Annotated in this window: 14 protein-coding genes and 2 pseudogenes; 7 read left to right on the top strand and 9 right to left on the bottom strand. The window is 72.9% G+C overall.

Annotated features, from left to right (window positions below; all coding sequences use genetic code 11):
• Positions 1-89: 89 nt before the first annotated feature.
• The 3 genes and pseudogenes from ACFV0G_RS04375 to gvpJ form a co-directional block, all read left to right on the top strand.
• Positions 90-338, top strand: coding sequence for a hypothetical protein (locus ACFV0G_RS04375; RefSeq protein ID WP_380541391.1), 249 nt, complete (start codon positions 90-92; stop codon positions 336-338).
• A 120-nt stretch (positions 339-458) separates the two neighbouring features.
• On the top strand, positions 459-1355 hold the full coding sequence (locus tag ACFV0G_RS04380; RefSeq protein WP_380541394.1) for a Rieske 2Fe-2S domain-containing protein: 897 nt from the start codon (positions 459-461) through the stop codon (positions 1353-1355).
• Positions 1356-2502: 1147 nt separating this feature from the next.
• Positions 2503-2691, top strand: a pseudogene (gene gvpJ, locus ACFV0G_RS04385) (gas vesicle protein GvpJ); the annotation flags it as partial.
• A 311-nt stretch (positions 2692-3002) separates the two neighbouring features.
• Here gvpJ and ACFV0G_RS04390 read toward each other — a convergent pair.
• The 8 genes and pseudogenes from ACFV0G_RS04390 to ACFV0G_RS04425 all read right to left on the bottom strand — a co-directional run bounded on the left by ACFV0G_RS04390 (position 3003) and on the right by ACFV0G_RS04425 (position 11879).
• Positions 3003-3254 carry a hypothetical protein gene (locus tag ACFV0G_RS04390; protein ID WP_380541397.1) on the bottom strand — a complete coding sequence of 84 codons (252 nt, stop codon included), beginning with the start codon at positions 3252-3254 and terminating at the stop codon, positions 3003-3005.
• Positions 3255-3559: 305 nt separating this feature from the next.
• Positions 3560-3883: a plasmid stabilization protein gene (locus tag ACFV0G_RS04395; protein ID WP_380541400.1), complete on the bottom strand. Its 324-nt coding sequence runs from the start codon at positions 3881-3883 to the stop codon at positions 3560-3562.
• A gap of 2 nt (positions 3884-3885) precedes the next feature.
• Positions 3886-4959 carry an SDR family oxidoreductase gene (locus tag ACFV0G_RS04400; RefSeq protein ID WP_380541403.1) on the bottom strand — a complete coding sequence of 358 codons (1074 nt, stop codon included), beginning with the start codon at positions 4957-4959 and terminating at the stop codon, positions 3886-3888.
• A gap of 228 nt (positions 4960-5187) precedes the next feature.
• A complete protein-coding gene (locus ACFV0G_RS04405; protein ID WP_380541406.1) occupies positions 5188-7338 on the bottom strand; it encodes a catalase in 2151 nt (716 codons plus the stop codon).
• 311 nt (positions 7339-7649) lie between these two features.
• Positions 7650-7772, bottom strand: coding sequence for a hypothetical protein (locus ACFV0G_RS04410; protein ID WP_380541504.1), 123 nt, complete (start codon positions 7770-7772; stop codon positions 7650-7652).
• Positions 7773-7838: 66 nt separating this feature from the next.
• Positions 7839-9047 (bottom strand): glycoside hydrolase family 15 protein, encoded by a 1209-nt coding sequence (locus ACFV0G_RS04415; protein ID WP_380541410.1) that lies wholly within the window; start codon positions 9045-9047, stop codon positions 7839-7841.
• A gap of 409 nt (positions 9048-9456) precedes the next feature.
• Positions 9457-10088, bottom strand: a pseudogene (locus tag ACFV0G_RS04420) (FAD-binding oxidoreductase); the annotation flags it as partial.
• 3 nt (positions 10089-10091) lie between these two features.
• The gene (locus tag ACFV0G_RS04425) at positions 10092-11879 is read right to left on the bottom strand and encodes a thiamine pyrophosphate-requiring protein (RefSeq protein ID WP_380541413.1); all 1788 of its coding nucleotides are present in this window, start codon (positions 11877-11879) and stop codon (positions 10092-10094) included.
• A gap of 250 nt (positions 11880-12129) precedes the next feature.
• On the opposite strand from ACFV0G_RS04425, the gene ACFV0G_RS04430 reads away from it, so the two are divergent.
• From ACFV0G_RS04430 to ACFV0G_RS04445, 4 genes are all read left to right on the top strand, one after another.
• Positions 12130-13215: a glutamate--cysteine ligase gene (locus tag ACFV0G_RS04430; protein ID WP_380541416.1), complete on the top strand. Its 1086-nt coding sequence runs from the start codon at positions 12130-12132 to the stop codon at positions 13213-13215.
• 322 nt (positions 13216-13537) lie between these two features.
• Complete coding sequence (locus tag ACFV0G_RS04435; RefSeq protein WP_380541418.1) at positions 13538-13900, top strand: STAS domain-containing protein; 363 nt, start codon at positions 13538-13540, stop codon at positions 13898-13900.
• A 61-nt stretch (positions 13901-13961) separates the two neighbouring features.
• A complete protein-coding gene (locus ACFV0G_RS04440; protein ID WP_380541421.1) occupies positions 13962-14366 on the top strand; it encodes an ATP-binding protein in 405 nt (134 codons plus the stop codon).
• 57 nt (positions 14367-14423) lie between these two features.
• Positions 14424-14693, top strand: a complete 270-nt coding sequence (locus ACFV0G_RS04445) for a hypothetical protein (RefSeq protein WP_380541424.1) — start codon at positions 14424-14426, stop codon at positions 14691-14693.
• Positions 14694-14758: 65 nt separating this feature from the next.
• Here the strand turns inward: ACFV0G_RS04445 and ACFV0G_RS04450 are convergent, their stop codons facing one another.
• Positions 14759-15160, bottom strand: coding sequence for an STAS domain-containing protein (locus ACFV0G_RS04450; protein ID WP_380541427.1), 402 nt, complete (start codon positions 15158-15160; stop codon positions 14759-14761).
• Positions 15161-15404 lie beyond the last annotated feature (244 nt).

Here is a 15404-nt window from a genome sequence, read left to right on the forward strand (position 1 = left end):
GCGCGGCGCTCCGGCGCGGGCCCGCGGGGGCGGGCGCGCGGGCGCGCCGCAGCGTCAGGGACGGGGGTGGACGTCATGTGGAGGTCGCCATGTCCATCGAGGAGCTCCTGCTTCCCCTGCCCTCGGGGCGGGCGTCGGCCGGGCGCACCGAGGTGGTCGTCCGGGAGCGTGCCGCGCTCGCGGCGCTCGGCACCCTGATCGACGGTCTGGCGGCGCTCGGGGCCGGCGCGCGTAGCCGAACGGGAGGCGCTGCCGGGGCAATCGGCTCGTCCGCGCGGCCGGCCCGTCCAGCGCCCCGACCGAACGCCGGTGCGGCGACGGAGACGGGCAGGCGGTGAACCGACAGCAGGGCGGCCGAGCCCGCCACCCGGCTCGGCCGGACCACGACACGCCGACGCCGACCACCGATCGGCGCACCCGCCTCGCGCCCGGCGCTCCGCTCGGCCACGGTGGGCACCATGGCGATCCCTGACACCTGCGGCGCGCCCGGTTCCGGCGAGCACCTTCTGAAGACCCTCGACGCCGTGGGCCGTGCCACCGCGCTCGACCACGTGGCCGAGCCGCTGCAGCGGGCCGTCCGCGGACTTCCGCTCGGACCGGTCCGGGACGTCCTGCACGGCCTGCCGATCGGCCACCCGCTCCACCCGGCCCTGGTGCAGATCCCGCTCGGTACCTGGCTGTCGGCCGCCGTCCTCGATCTCGCGGGCGGCGCGGAGCGGCCGGCCAGGCTGCTCACCGCCATCGGTGTGCTCGCGGCCGCCCCGACGGCGCTGAGCGGCTGGGTGGACTGGGCCGAGCAGCCGAAGCAGCAGCTGCGCACCGGGGTGGTCCACGCCACCGCGACGGGGCTGGCCGTTCTTCTCCAGGGCGCCTCCTGGGTGGCCCGGAGCCGCGGCTGCCACCGGGCGGGGCGTGCCCTCGGCCTGGGCGGCCTGGCCGCGGTGTCCGTCGGTGCCGCCCTCGGCGGCCACCTCGCCTACCGGCAGTCGGCGGGGACCAACAAGGCGGAGCCGGTTCCGGAACTGGTCGGCCCGGAATGGCACGACCTCGGGGCGGCCGACGACTTCGTCCGGGACGGGGCCGTGCGCCGGATGATCGGCGAGGTACCGGTGATGGTGGTGCGCGGCGCGGAGGGCGAGTTCCACGTCCTGGCCGACCGCTGCAGCCACTCCTCGGGACCGCTGTCGGAGGGCCGGATCGCCGACGGCTGCGTGACCTGCCCGTGGCACGGAAGCGTCTTCCGGCTGTCCGACGGCTGGAACGTGGGCGGCCCGGCCACCGCCCCGCAGCCGTGCTTCCTGACCCGCATCGACGCGGCGGGCCGTCTCCAGGCCCGGCTTCCGGCCGTGGTCTGACCGGCGCCCGTCCACCCCGCTCCGACGGGGCCGCACGTCCTCCTGCGAACGGACCGTGCGAGGCCCTGCCGCGACCGATGCACGCCCGTGCGGGCGGCCGGTTCGACGAGGGTGACGACGTTGTAGCGGGGTGATGAGGGCGGCTGGGCGGCTGCCGCGGCCGCTGCCGTACTTTTTGGGGGCTCTCGAACCACGCCCGGGACGGGGCGGCGCTGTTGGGCTCGGGTGATGGCCGTCGGAGCACGTCCGGCGGTGGGCATCCGCCGGCCGTTCTCGACCTCGGAGGGTCACCGCGAGCGGTTTGGACCGGAGCCTCCCGGGTAGGCGGGGTGGCCATCAGCAAGCGTGTGGAGAGTGGCCGCCAGTGGTCACCGGGGGAAGCGAGTCGACCATCTCCCGGACGAGACGATCGTCTGGCGCTCCAAGGGCCAGAAGGGCCATGTGGACGGTGCGGTGACGTTTCACGAGCTGGCGCCCAACCTGACCAGGATCCTGGTGGTGCTGGAGTACCACCCGCAGGGACTGTTCGAGAAAACCGGCAACATCTGGCGTGCCCAGGGCCGTCGCGCCCGCCTGGAACTCAAGCACTTCCGGCGCCACGTCATGACGCACACCATCCTCGACCAGGAGGGCGTCGAGGGCTGGCGCGGCGAGATCCGCGACGGCAAGGTCGTGAAGTCCCACGAGGACGCGTTGAAAGAGGGAGGAGGCCCGAGACGAGCAGGGCGCCGAGGAGGACGGTGACGAGTTCGAGGGCGACGACGCCTACGAGGACGAAGACCGGGCCGAGGGCGGGGACGAGGAGCAGGACGACCAGGACGACCGTGGCGAGGAGGACGAGTACGACGACGAAGGCCCGGAGGACGAGTGGGACGAGGTCGAGCCTGAGGCCGGCGCCGGCGACGAGGAACCCGACGAGCCGGACGACGAGTACGAGGACGACGAGTACGAGGACGGCGAGGGCGCCTACGAGGAGGACGAACCCCGGGACGACGACGCCTATGCCGAGGAGGACGACGAGTCCGAGCCCGACGACGAGTCCGAGGACGAGCCCGCCCCGCGCTCCCGGCGGCGCACTCCCGCACGGAGCAGGTGAGCCGTCGTGACCACGACCGCCGGACCGCCGGGAGCCGGACCGGCCCGCCGACTGGAGCGGCCGTCCTCCGGCGACCTGGTGGAGGCGCTCGACCTGATCCTCGACAAGGGCCTGGTCGTCGACGCCTTCGTCCGGGTCTCCCTGATCGGGGTCGAGCTGCTCACGATCGACGCCCGGGTCGTCGTCGCCGGTGTCGATACCTACCTGCGCTTCGCCGAGGCCGTCAACCGGCTCGACCTCGTGCCGGCCGCTCGGCACCGCGTGGGACCTGCGGGTGCACGCGGGCGTCCTCGACGCGGTCGCCGGCCGGGGCACGGCCGTGCTGCCGTTCCGCTTCGGCGCCGTCCTCGCGGATCCCGGGCGGTTGAGGGGGAACTGCCGATCCGCCGCGCCGGTCGCCGAGAGCGGGGCGGGCCCTTCTGGGTCCGGGTGTGGTCGGTAGCGCCCCTCTTCCCGGGCGTGGGCGTGCGCCCTCGGGGGCGTTCGCCGCCGGACAGTACGGGTGCGCCGTCGGCGCGGTCCGGGCGGAGAGGGTGTGACGGTATGACGTTTCAGCATCCCGCGCGTAAGCGCGAGGACGGAAGGCGGGGGCGGTTCGAGGCGTTCGCGGAGCTGGCGTCGAACTTCACCAGCTCGCCGCTGTTCGCCGTGCTGTGCCTGTGGCTGGTGGCCGGGTTGGTGGCGGTGCATGTCGCTGGGCTGGCCGCCCAGTGGCAGGTGTTGATCGGCGACTCCATGGGGGCGGTGACCCTGCTGCTGCTGGCGATGCTGAAGAACTCCGAGCGGCGGGCGGAGCACGCCATCCAGCGCAAGCTCGATGCGATTGCCCGGGCGATGCTCGAGCAGCAGGACGGCAAGCGGCGGGCAGGCGTACGAGGATCTGAAGGCGGCCGTCGGCATGGAGGAACGCCTGTAGGACCTGCGGTGTTCAGGCCCGGGCGCGGTCGGTCGAACGGCTGCGGCGGCACCGGCCCGCGGCCGGGCCGCTCGGTCTGCCGGCCGGGGTGCTTCCACCGGCCCCGTGCTGCCCGGGACTCCGGCGGGCCGGGCGGCCCTCAAGGGCTCGCGCGCCGGCCCCGCGGGGCGGGAGTCCGTGGACTACTGCCGGCTATCGGCCGAGGGCCTTTTCGAGGTCCTTCTTGTTCATCTTCGAGCGGCCGTGGATGCCCCGCTGCTTGGCCTCGTTGTACAACTGCTCCTTCGTGCGGCCCTGGGAGCCGCTGTGGGAGCGCTGTCCTCCCCGCTCGGAGGAGGACATGTCCTCCACCGAGCTGCGGCTGGCGGTCTTCGACTCTCCGTGCCGGGCGCGTTCCTTGTTCACGGTGCGGGCCGCGATCTCCTCGGCGCGTTTCCGGCTCGCGCCGCGCTCCAGCTCGCTGTCCTTGATGTGCTCGTACTGCCGTTCCCGCTTGGGACTCGATCCGCGAGGCATGGTCACACCCTCCTGTTCCGGGGCTGCGAGGCGCAGGTACCCCGCATCCGTGAAAGACGCCCGGCGCCGGTGGCGGGCACACCCGTGGCCACCCGCCTGGCCGCGCCCCGGAGCGCGTCGGTGAGCGCCCCGAGTGCGTGCACCGTCCGCTGCTGGCCGCTGTGTGCGCGGGCTCGGTCGTCGAAGCGGCCGTGTGCGCCGAAGTCCCGGCCCTCGTCCACCGGGGCGAACAGGTTGTCCGGCTCGCCGGCGCTGCGCGAGCGCCCGTCCTGTTGGGAGTCGAACCCGGTGCGGGCCAGGTAGCGGTCCAGCAACCCGGGCGCGATCGCGTTCGCCACCAGCGTGGCCACGGTGCTGGCGCCGACCCAGTACTCGCGCCGCCTCGGGTGGTCGGCCGCGAACAGCACGGCGCGGGCGGCGACCTCGGGCTGGTAGATCGGCGGCACCGGCTGAGCGCCCTCGGGCAGGCGCGAGCGCACCCAGTCGAACTGCGGGGTGTTCACCGCCGGCATCTGCACCATCGTCGTGCGCACCCGCGAGCCCGAGGCGAGCAGTTCGCACCGCAGGGCCTCGTTGAAGCCCTGGATGGCGTGCTTGGCGCCGCTGTAGGCGCTCTGCAGCGGGATCCCGCGGTAGGCGATGGCCGAGCCGACCTGCACGATCACCCCCGCGTCGCGGCGCAGCATCCTCGTGAGGGCTGCTTGCGTGGCGTACACGTAGCCGAGGTAGGTGACCTCGGTGACGCGCCGGAACTCCTCGGGGGTGATCTCGATGAACGGCGCGAAGACGGAGGCGAACGCGTCGTTGACCCACACCTCGATCGGACCGAGTTCCTCCTCCACCCTGGTGGCGGCGGCCTCCATTGCTTCGGCGTCGGCGACGTCCGCCTCGATGCCGATGGCCGTGGCGGCGCCCGCCCGCTCGGCTTCGCGCACCGCCGCCTCCAGTCCGGCGCGGCCGCGGGCGATCAGCCCGAGACGGTCCCCGCGGGCGGCGAACGCGAGGGCGCAGGCCCGGCCGATGCCGCCGCTGGCCCCGGTGATCACGACGGTGCGCGGTACGGATTCCACATCCATGCTGTGCGGCTTTCCCGGAAGCGACGCGGCAAACGGGCCCGGCGGCAGCGCGGTGGCACCCGGCAGACCGTGGCGTCGGACAGATGCGCATGCCATCCCGAGCTCCTCGACCATGTGCCGGGCAATGACCGCGATGCGCCGAGGTGCGAGGGCTCGCGGTCGACGGACACAGCTTCTCGGTCGGTCGCGGCATCCCGGTCTCCTGCGGGACCGCACGCCTCCCTCGTGTCAGCGGTCCGGGAACCGGTGGCGACCGGTCAATGCGACGAACCGGTCCCAGAACGGGGCGTCGGCGTCCTGGCCTGTGCCACACACTGCGACCCCGGCCGCGTCCTCCGGCCGGCCCCCGGCTCCGGCCTCGTACAGCGCGACTCCCGACCCGAGGACGGCCACGGGTTTGCCGTGCCGCAGGGCCTCGCTGACGAAGCGCACGGCATCGGGATCGGCGGCGAGCGCGGCCGTGCCGTCGGGCACCACCACGGCGTCGTACAGCACCGAGGCCGTGGTCGCCATGGCCCGGTCGACCGTGAGGTCCTGCGCGTCGCGGCCCGACACGCTCCCGCCGTGCGGGGCGAGGGTCTCCGCCGTGGCGCCCTCGGCCTGCAGACGGGCCTGCGCGGTCCGCACCTGGGGGGCGTCGACGCCGTCCGCCACCAGGACGGCGATCCTGCGGGTGGCGATGCCCTCGCCGCGCTGGTTCTCCAGGCTCAGCGCGGGCGACACCCGGACCCCGCCCGCATCGGCCGTGTCGCCGCCGTCCGCGGGGGACGGTTCGGGTTCGCCGATGCGGCGGGCGACCTCCACGGCCAGCTCCTGACTCACGCGGGTCAGGTTGGTGATCATCCGGCGCCGCACCGTCCGGTCCCCGACCTTGCCGAGCTCGAAGGAGAACGCGGCGGTGATGTGCTCCTGCTCCCAGGGGGCCATGCTGCGCCAGAACAGCGCGGCCTGGCTGTAGTGGTCGGCGAAGCTGGGGCTGCGCCGGCGGATCGCGGCGCCGTCGACGCGCTCCTGATAGTGCTCGAACACCGCCTCGGGCAGGCGGTCGCCGCCCGGGGTGAACGGGCAGCCGCCGCCGACCGAGTTCGGCGCATAGCCGGCGCCGGAGTGGACCGTGTGCTGGCCGTGGCCGTCGCGGTGGTTGGTACGCACCTCGGCGAGCGGGCGGTTGACCGGCAGTTGGGAGAAGTTGGGGCCGCCCAGGCGGATCAGCTGGGTGTCCAGGTAGGAGAAGTTGCGGCCCTGGAGCAGCGGGTCGTTGGTGAAGTCGATGCCCGGCACGACGTTGGCGGTGTGGAAGGCGACCTGTTCGGTCTCGGCGAAGAAGTTCTGCGGGTTGCGGTCCAGCACCATGCGCCCCACCGGCCGCACCGGCACCATTTCCTCCGGGACGATCTTCGTCGGGTCCAGCAGATCGAACGGGAACGAGAACTCGTCCTGCTCGGGGATCAGCTGCACGCCCAGTTCCCACTCGGGAAAGTCGCCTGCCTCGATGGCCTCCCACAGGTCGCGGCGGTGGAAATCGGGGTCGCGTCCGGCGGTGAGCTGCGCCTCGTCCCAGACCTGCGAGTAGGTGCCGAGCTTCGGCTTCCAGTGGAACTTGACGAAGGTGCCACGGCCGGCGGCGTCCACCAGACGGAAGGTGTGCACGCCGAAGCCCTGCATCATCCGGTAGCTGCGCGGGATCGCCCGGTCGGACATCACCCACATCAGCATGTGGGTGGACTCCGGTTGCAGCGAGCAGAAGTCCCAGAACGTGTCGTGGGCGGAGCCGCCGGTGGGGATCTCGTTGCGGGGTTCCATCTTCACCGCGTGCACGAAGTCGGGGAACTTGATCGCGTCCTGGATGAAGAACACCGGCATGTTGTTGCCGACCAGGTCGTAGTTGCCGTGGCGGGTGTAGAACTTCGTGGCGAAGCCGCGCACGTCGCGCACCGTGTCGGCCGAGCCGCGAGGCCCCTGAACGGTCGAGAAGCGCACGAACACCGGCGTGCGGCGCCCCGGCTCCTGGAGGAAGTCCGCGCAGCTGTACTCGGCCAGCGACTCGTACGGCTCGAAGAAGCCGTAGGCGCCGGCGCCTCGGGCATGGACCACCCGCTCGGGGATGCGCTCGTGGTCGAAGTGGGTCAGTTTCTCCCGCAGCTGGAAGTCCTCCAGCAGCGTGGGGCCGCGCTCTCCGACGGTCAGCGAGTTGTCGGTGTCGTCGACGCGCACGCCCTGGTCGGTGGTGAGCGGCCCGCTCGGGTCGAGGGCCCGGGCGGCGTCCAGCGCGGCGTCCTTGGCGTCGCGCCCGTCCGGGGCGGGAGGACCCGGGTCGGGGGTCTCGGTGACCAGTGGCGCTCGGGGGCGTCCTTCGGGCGGTCCGGGATTGACGGTCATGCCGGTGCTCCTTCCGAACGGCGGCCAGGGGCGGAGGCCGGTACGGGCCTTACCCGCCGCCGATCGGCTGCCCGACAATGCAATCCCCAAACGGAATAAAGCGTCCGAAATGGACCCTGCCGCGGGACGAGCTCCGACGCGCCCGGAGGCGCCACTGGGCACGGCCAGAACGCCGCGCCGTTGCTTCTGCCGAGAGGAGCCGGATGAGCGCGGCGAATGCGCGGTAGGTGTGTGGTGCGGGCGGAAGACCGCTGCCGGACCGGGGGCCGAGGCGCAGCGGTCGGCGAACTCGGCCGCAGGCCGCAGTGTCGTCAGGCCGGCGCCGCGCCGGGTGTGAGTCGGGCCGCGGTCTCGAGCATCATCGCGTGGACGAAGGCCTGCGGCAGGTTGCCGCGCAGCTGGCGCTGGGCGACGTCGAACTCCTCTGCGTACAGACCCGCCGGTCCGCACGAGGCGCGGTTGCGTTCGAACCAGCGCGCCGCCTCGACGTCGTGGTGCCGCTAGTGCTCGGCCAGGGCGACGGCGAAGCCGCACAGCAGGAACGCCCCTTCGGCGTCCTGCAGGGGCCGCCGGTCGTGGCGGAACCGGTAGACGTAGTGGTCCACGGCGAGGTCCGCGCGCACCGTCGCCAGGGTGATCGTGGTGCGGGGATCATCGGCTGGTACGGCGCGGCGGATGGCCGGCATCAGGAGGGCGGCATCCACACCTGTGTCGGTCGGCGAGCGCTGCCACCGGCCCGTGCGGTGCAGGCAGTCGGCCGAGGTCTCGGCGACGATGCGGTCCGCGAGCGCCTCCCAACCGCCCGCCCTGCCGCCCCAGGGGCGTGGGGCTGCTCGGGCGATGGCGCGCAGGCCTGCCGCGCAGGTGAGCCGGCTGTGTGCCCAGTGATCGTCGTGCAGCTCCCAGATCCCGGCGTCCTTCTCGCGGTGGCGGGTGGCGATCGCGTCGGCGGCGATCAGCGCCGCCCGCCAGCCGTCCGCGTCGAGCCGGTCATGGCGTGCTGCTGCGGCCAGGAGCAGCAGACTCTCGCCGAAGACGTCGAGCTGGAACTGGCGGTTGGCGCGGTTGCCGATGATGTCGAAGCCGCCCGGGTAGCCGGGCAGGTCCAGGGCCCGCTGGTCGGGCACTGCCCGCCCGGCGGGCGTGTAGGCGGGGGCGAGGCCGGGGCCGTGCTCGAGCAGGCGCGCAGTGACGTATCGCACCGAGTCGTCCAGCAGCCGGTGCCCGCCGGCGGCCGCGGCGGCCTGGCCGACGTAGGCCTGGTCGCGGATCCACACGTACCGGTAGTCGTAGTTGCGGCCCTGCTCGGCCCGCTCCGGCAGGCTGGTCGTGGCCGCGGCCACCGTGCCACCGTCCGGAGAGGTCAGGCCGGTCATGACCGCGTACGCGTGCCGGGCGTCGCGTCGGCCCAGGGTGCCGGCGAGGTCGGGCACACACGCGGCCCACCGGGTCTCGGTGACCCGCCACGGCGCATCGGCCGGCTCCGGTTCCGGCAGCGGCCGGTCGGAGACCTCCAGCACCAGATCGTGGTGTGCCCCTGCCGACAGGCTCACCACGGTGCGCAGCGCGGTGCCGTCGTGATGGGCATCCGGCGCCCCACTCCACCGCACGTACAGATGGCCGGCGCGGCCCGTCCACCGGCCCCGGTCACCGCGGCGCACATCCTGGAGCGGGTGGGCGCCGAAGCCGGCCGCCAGGTTCAGCTCCACCTCCAGGCGGGCGTCGCAGACCGACGCGGCGCATCAGCTCCCGATCCGGGTCGGCGCCCAGGACGGCGTGCTGGTGGCAGTGCGTCTGCACCGTGGCCGCCCGGCCGACCGGCGGGGGTCGCCAGCCGGCGGGGGCGTGGTTGACGAGCTGTTCGGCGAAGGTCCGCAGCTGCGCCGCCAAACGCACGATGTCCTGGTCGCCGGCCAGCAGGTCGGGTGCGTCGCTGCGGAAGACCGCGGTGCAGGAGGGCTCGAGCCCGATGATCGGCGTGCCGGCCTCCAGCCACGGCCGCAGCGCCCGCGTCGTGTGCTTCAGGACCCGGCGGGCGGTGCCGAGCTGGCCGGTGGAGACCCACGTCAGACCGCAGCACACCGGCCCGCTCGGCACGGCGACCCGGAACCCGGCGTCCTTGAGGCCCCGGTACAGCAGGGCGCGCGCGCCGCCGTCGGCCATGATCTGTTCGAACCGCGCCCGGTCCGTCGGTCCGGCCCAGAACCGGACACCCCCGTAGGTGAGGACCTCCAGGCGGCGGACGTTGTCGACGGTCTTGCCGTAGGCCTGGGCCGATGCCCCGCAGCTGTTGTTGCCGATCATCCCGCCCAGCGAGCAGTGGCTGTGCGTGGACGGCTTCGGCCCGAACTTCAGCCCGTGCGGAGCCAGCTGACGGTTGAGCTCGTCCAGCACGATGCCGGGCTCCACCACGCAGGTCCGCGCCTGCGGGTCCACCGAGACCAGCCGGTGGCAGTACGTGGTCCAGTCGATGACCACCGCCTCGTTGGTGCACTGCCCACCAAGGCTCGTACCGCCCCCGCGTGAGAGAACCGGAGCGCCGAACCGGGCACACACGGGGAGACCGCCGCCGCGCCGTCCGCCACGGTGCGGGGCACCACCACGCCGATCGGGACCTGACGGTAGTTCGAACCGTCGGTCGCGTACGCGCCGCGGCTGCCCGGATCGAAGCGGACCTCACCGTCCACCGCGGCCCGCAGCGCATTCTCGAGCCCCGCGAGATCGCCCTCCGCCTGCCGGCTGCCGGGCATGGGTCAGCCCCCACCGTTGCCGGACAGGAACTCCTGGAGCTTGGCCTTCACCCCTTGCCGTACGACGGAGCGTCGGTCGCTGTCCCCCTTGAGCACGGACAGGGTCGCGGCCTTGATCTGGTCCCAGGTGGCGTGCGGCGGGATCGGCGGCACGGCCGGGTCGGTGCGGAAGTCGATGACGAACGGCCTGTCCGCCGCCAGCGCCTGACGCCACGCCGGCTCCACGTCCTCCGGCTGCTCCACCCGCACCCCGTCGAGGCCGAACGACCGAGCGATGTCGGCGTACCGGACGTCGGGCAGGCTCTGCGACGCCTCGAACTGAGGGGCGCTCTGCATTGCGCGCATCTCCCAGGTGACCTGATTCAGGTCGTGGTTGTTCAGCACCGCGACCACCAGGCGCGGGTCGGCCCACTCCCCGTAGTACTTCGCGGCGGTGATCAGCTCCGCGAGGCCGTTCATCTGCATGGCTCCGTCGCCCACGAGCGCGACGGCCGGCCGATCGGGATGCGCGAACTTCGCACCGATCACGTACGGCACCCCCGGTCCCATCGTCGCCAGAGTCCCCGACAGCGAGCCGCGCATCCCGCCACGGAAACGCAGGTGCCTGGCGTACCAGTTCGCGGACGAGCCGGAGTCCGCCGCCAGGATCGTGTCGTCGGGCAGCAGCGCGTCGAGGGTATGGACCACGTACTCGGGGTTGATCGGGTCCGCGGACACCTCGGCGCGGCGCTGCATCACCTCCCACCAGCGCGCCACGTTGTCCTCGACCGCCTTGCGCCACACGCCGTCCGCCTTGCGCTCCAGCAGTGGGAGCAGCCGGCGCAGCGTCTCGCCCGCGTCGCCGACGAGATTGACTTCGAACGGGTAGCGCAAGCCCACCATGGACGGGTCCAAGTCGATCTGCACGGCCCGCGCCTGGTCGAACTCGGGCAGGAACTGCGTGTAGGGAAAGCTGGAGCCCACCACGAGGAGCGTGTCGCAGTCGCGCATCATCTCGTAGGACGGGCGAGTGCCGAGCAGGCCGATCGACCCGGTCACGTACGGCAGGGTATCCGGCAGGGCGTCCTTGCCGAGCAGGGCCTTCGCCACACCGGCGCCGAGCAATTCGGCCGTCTGCTCGACCTCGGGCCTGGCGTGCCGGGCGCCCTGCCCGATCAACATCGCCACCTTCTCGCCCGCGTTGAGGATCTCCGCCGCCCTCGCCAGGTCCTCCTGGGACGGGACCGGGGCGAAGTGGGGCACGCCGAGACTGGAGGGGACCTGCTTGAACGCGTGCGCAGGCGGCTCGTACTCGAGTTCCTGCACGTCGGCCGGAATGATCACCGCAGTGACGGTGCGCCGCGTGGCGGCGATCCGCATCGCGCGGTCCAGAACGTTCGGAAGCTGGGCGGGAACGGTGACCATCTCACAGAACTCCGAGGCCACGTCCTTGAACAGGCCGGCCAGGTCGACCTCCTGCTGGTAGGACCCGCCCATCGCACTGCGGTCGGTCTGGCCGACGATCGCCACCACCGGGACGTGGTCGAGTTTCGCGTCGTACAGCCCGTTCAGCAGGTGGATCGCGCCCGGCCCCGAGGTTGCCGCGCAGACCCCGGTCCGCCCGGAGAACTTCGCGTACCCGACCGCTTCGAATGCGGCCATCTCCTCGTGCCGGGCCTGGATGAACCGCGGTCGGTCGTCAGCGCGACCCCAGGCGGCAAGCAGCCCGTTGATCCCGTCCCCGGGGAAGGCGAAGACGTACTCCACCTCCCACTCGCGCAGCCGCTCCAGGACACGGTCGGAGACCTTCATCGCCCAGCTCCTCCACAGCGCGCTGCCCTGGCCTCTCGGACGCCGGAGAGGCCCCGTGAAACGCGGCTAACCGCTGGAGCCGCGATCAAACCGCCCGCAGGTGAGACCGCTCGGAGATCGGCACGACCACCTGACGTACCGCTGCGGACGGGCAGCCGTGCTCGAACGCCCGGCCGGGCAGGCCTGCCCCAGGGTGGTGCGCGCGCTGCGACTGCCGCATGCGCGCGCCGAACATGGGTACCCGCTCGGCATGCTGACCATCGGCATCGAAGAGGAGTACCTTCTGCTCGACCCTGCCAGCGGCGTCCCGGTGGCCCGTGCCGCCCAGGTGCGCCGGGCGGCGCGCCTCCGACCCGAGCTGAAGCGCGGCGAGGTCCAGCGAGAACTGCTCCAAGCACAGCTGGAGGTCGCCACCCCCGTCTGCCAGGACCTGGAGCAAGCGGGCCGGCACCTGCTGCGCATGCGGCAGGCCCTCGGCGAGGCCGCCCGGCAGGAGGGCTGCCGACTGGCCGCGTGCGGTGCGGCACCGTTCACCGATCGCCTGCCTGTCCCGGTGACCGACACCGCCCGCTACCGCTCCATGCACGCCGACACCCGGCTGCTCACCGACCAGCAGCTGATCACGGGCATGCACGTCCACCTCGGCATCCCCGACCGTGACGCCGGCATCGTCGTGATGAACGGGCTGCGCCCCTGGCTGCCCCTGCTGATCGCGCTCGCGGCGAATTCACCGCTGTGGCAGAACACGGACACCGGGTTCGCGAGCTGGCGTACCGTCGTCTTCGGCCGCTGGCCCGTCAGCGGGCCACCGCCCTTCTTCGTCGACGCCGACGACTACGACCGGCGAACCCGGGCGCTCGTCGACGGTGAGCTGATCCGGGACCTCGGGCAGATCTACTGGCACATCCGCCTGTCCGAGCACTTCCCGACCGTCGAGATCCGCGCCATGGACGTCCAGCTGCGGCCCGACGAGGCGGTGATGCTCGCCGGCGTCGTACGCGCCCTCGCCGCCCGGGCCCTCACCGACGCCAAGGCCGAGCCGAACAACACGCCCGTTCGGCAGGAGACCCTCGCGGCCGCCGTGTGGCACAGCGCCCGGCACGGCTGCTCGAGCACCGTGTTCGACCCCCTCTCCGGCCGCCTGTCCAAAACCTGCGACGCGGCAGCCGCCCTCCTGGACCACATCGAACCAGTGATCGAGAAGACGGACCGCCGTCACATCGTCCCCGCGCTGGAGCGCCTGCTGCGGGAAGGCAACGGCGCCGCCCGCCAGCTGCGCCACCTGCGCACCGCAGGCCGCGACGGCCTCGTGGTGATGCTCACCGACCCGGCCTAGCGGCGTTCCTCCCGAACACCGCCCGGCTCGGGATCGGCCGGGTCCGCGACCACCGTGCCCGCGCGGACCCCGCTGTGCACGTTCCAGCACGTCACGGCGCAGGAGGGCCGGCGCGCCCGGCACCTCGGCCGCCGGCCGAAGCGCCCGCCGATGCCGTGGAGCATCGCCGGTCTGATCCGACCGGTGGCGGCGCAGCGTGGTGGTAGCCGGTGGGGCGTGCTGTCCTGCCGGTGCCGGACGTCGCCATTCTCGGTCAGCGACCAGGAGCTTCGCGGATGACGTGTTGGCGGGCTGTGGCCGTCGTCGCCCGGAGGTGGCTTCCGTGACCGTTCCGACCCTGAAGACGAGTACGAGCTGGGTGGGGACGACGGCGGTCTGCACGTTCGTCGGCGATGTGCTGCCGGAGAACGTGGCCGTCATGGCCGGGGCGCTGGAGGCGGCCCTCGACGGGGCACCGGCCATGCCGGCCGCCAACCTGTCCGAGGTGGACCTGTTCACTTCGACGGGCCTGAACATGCTGCTGACCGTCCGCCGCACCGCTGCTGGGCGGGACGTACCGCTGGTGTTGATCGCACCGAGCGCGGGTGTGCGCCGGGTGCTGCAAGTGACCGAGGCGGATGCGCTGTTCCCGGTGTACGCCAGCACCGATCAGGCCCGCGCGGCCCGCGAGGCCGGGCAGGTGTAGTCGGAAGGATCCCGGGAAGACGCCAAGGTCGGACCACTGTTTCCGACTCGGGGTGTCGCCCATGTCCACTTCGGCTGCCGGTATCGTGCGCCACCGCCGGGTGGATTTCCGGCCCGGCGACGGCACCGCCCTGGGCATCGACACCCTGCGTCAGACCCTCGCCGACTGGCACCTGACCGGCCGGCCCGCCGCCCTCGACATCCTCCTCGTCGCGGCCGAGCTCCTTGCCAACGCCGTTCAACACACCCCGGGCCCACTGCACATGGACCTCGAACAGGACGGCGGGCGGCTGCGGATCTCGGTGACGGACCCGCTGCCCGATCCGCCGCGGCCGCGCCCGCACCGCGCCGAGGCGGTGCACGGGCACGGGCTGTTCATCGTGGGCCGGCTGACCTCCGACTGGGGCCACCGGCCGGACGGGCCCGGCAAGACCGTCTGGGCCGACATTCCCGCCTCGGACAGCTGACGACTTCCTCCTTGCAGGCGGACCGGGGTGCTGCCCCTTCGACCGATGGGAGTTCCCATGGCAGGCCGGAACACCCGGCACGAGCACCGCAGCGAGCAGTCCACCGCCGTGGGCAGACCCCCTGCCGACCGCTCGTACGGCGACCGCGCTTCCGACCACGTCGACCCCCAGGGCGAGCCCGACCCGCAGCATCCCGACACCGGCTCGGCGCAGGAGGGCTACGACGCCACCGCGGAAAGCACCGCCACGACCCGCAACCCGCGAACACCGTCCCCCCGCGACTGGCCGACGACCCGGGGCAGGGGTCCGGAACGACGGAGCCCGTGATGACGTGCCGGAGGTGGTCAGGGCAGGGTGATCGCGCAGCGCCAGGTCCCGGTCGTGGCCGTCGCCTACCCGGTCCGGTTGTGGTGCGGGCCGATGACGGCCTGCAGGCTGGGGCGGACGGTGAAGACCCGGTCGGTGCCGGTGATGTCCAGCAGTTGCCGCAGCTGCGGCCCAGGTCCGGCCAGGACGAGCCAGACCCCTGCCTCCTCGGCGGCCAGGCGGGCCCGGAGGAGGGCGTTGAGGCATGCCGAGCTGCAGAATACGAGCGGGGTGAGGTCCACGACCAGGAGCGCCGGGCCCGCCGCCACGGCCTCTTCCAGGGCCTGCTCCAGCACAGCTCGCTCGTCCTGGGTCACCTCTCCCTCCAGGCGGATGATCAACGAGGGGATCGGCGTCTCGCGGGGAGTGATCCGCAAGGCCGGAGCGGGCGGGGCAACGGCCGCGAACGGGTCCTCGTCGGTGGACATCAGGGGGCTCCCTTCGGAAGCTGCCACCTCCGATCATCTCCCTGATTCCCCGCCCGGACCACCGCCGACGGGTTGCCGCGGCCGGCCGCTACCGGCCCCGGCCTCGCGTCCCCGCGCACATCGCCGCAGGCGAGAGTACGTCGCGGTGCACCGGCGCTGTGATGTCCGACGCGAAGGTGGTTCGGGGGCCTGGAGGCAGGGTTTGCAGCACTGGTCTGCGCCGCTCGTCCGGGGAATCAGCTGT

Source organism: Kitasatospora sp. NPDC059571, from assembly GCF_042735675.1.
Lineage (GTDB): Bacteria > Actinomycetota > Actinomycetes > Streptomycetales > Streptomycetaceae > Kitasatospora.

Excerpts from the sequence above, each read along its gene's own strand:
- ACFV0G_RS04425 (WP_380541413.1), bottom strand. The coding sequence starts at position 11,879 with ATGAAGGTCTCCGACCGTGTCCTGGAGCGGCTGCGCGAGTGGGAGGTG.
- ACFV0G_RS04445 (WP_380541424.1), top strand. The coding sequence starts at position 14,424 with ATGGCAGGCCGGAACACCCGGCACGAGCACCGCAGCGAGCAGTCCACC.
- ACFV0G_RS04375 (WP_380541391.1), top strand. The coding sequence starts at position 90 with ATGTCCATCGAGGAGCTCCTGCTTCCCCTGCCCTCGGGGCGGGCGTCG.
- ACFV0G_RS04430 (WP_380541416.1), top strand. The coding sequence starts at position 12,130 with ATGCTGACCATCGGCATCGAAGAGGAGTACCTTCTGCTCGACCCTGCC.
- ACFV0G_RS04450 (WP_380541427.1), bottom strand. The coding sequence starts at position 15,160 with ATGTCCACCGACGAGGACCCGTTCGCGGCCGTTGCCCCGCCCGCTCCG.
- ACFV0G_RS04400 (WP_380541403.1), bottom strand. The coding sequence starts at position 4,959 with ATGGATGTGGAATCCGTACCGCGCACCGTCGTGATCACCGGGGCCAGC.
- ACFV0G_RS04395 (WP_380541400.1), bottom strand. The coding sequence starts at position 3,883 with ATGCCTCGCGGATCGAGTCCCAAGCGGGAACGGCAGTACGAGCACATC.
- ACFV0G_RS04440 (WP_380541421.1), top strand. The coding sequence starts at position 13,962 with ATGTCCACTTCGGCTGCCGGTATCGTGCGCCACCGCCGGGTGGATTTC.
- ACFV0G_RS04405 (WP_380541406.1), bottom strand. The coding sequence starts at position 7,338 with ATGACCGTCAATCCCGGACCGCCCGAAGGACGCCCCCGAGCGCCACTG.
- ACFV0G_RS04390 (WP_380541397.1), bottom strand. The coding sequence starts at position 3,254 with ATGGCGTGCTCCGCCCGCCGCTCGGAGTTCTTCAGCATCGCCAGCAGC.
- ACFV0G_RS04380 (WP_380541394.1), top strand. The coding sequence starts at position 459 with ATGGCGATCCCTGACACCTGCGGCGCGCCCGGTTCCGGCGAGCACCTT.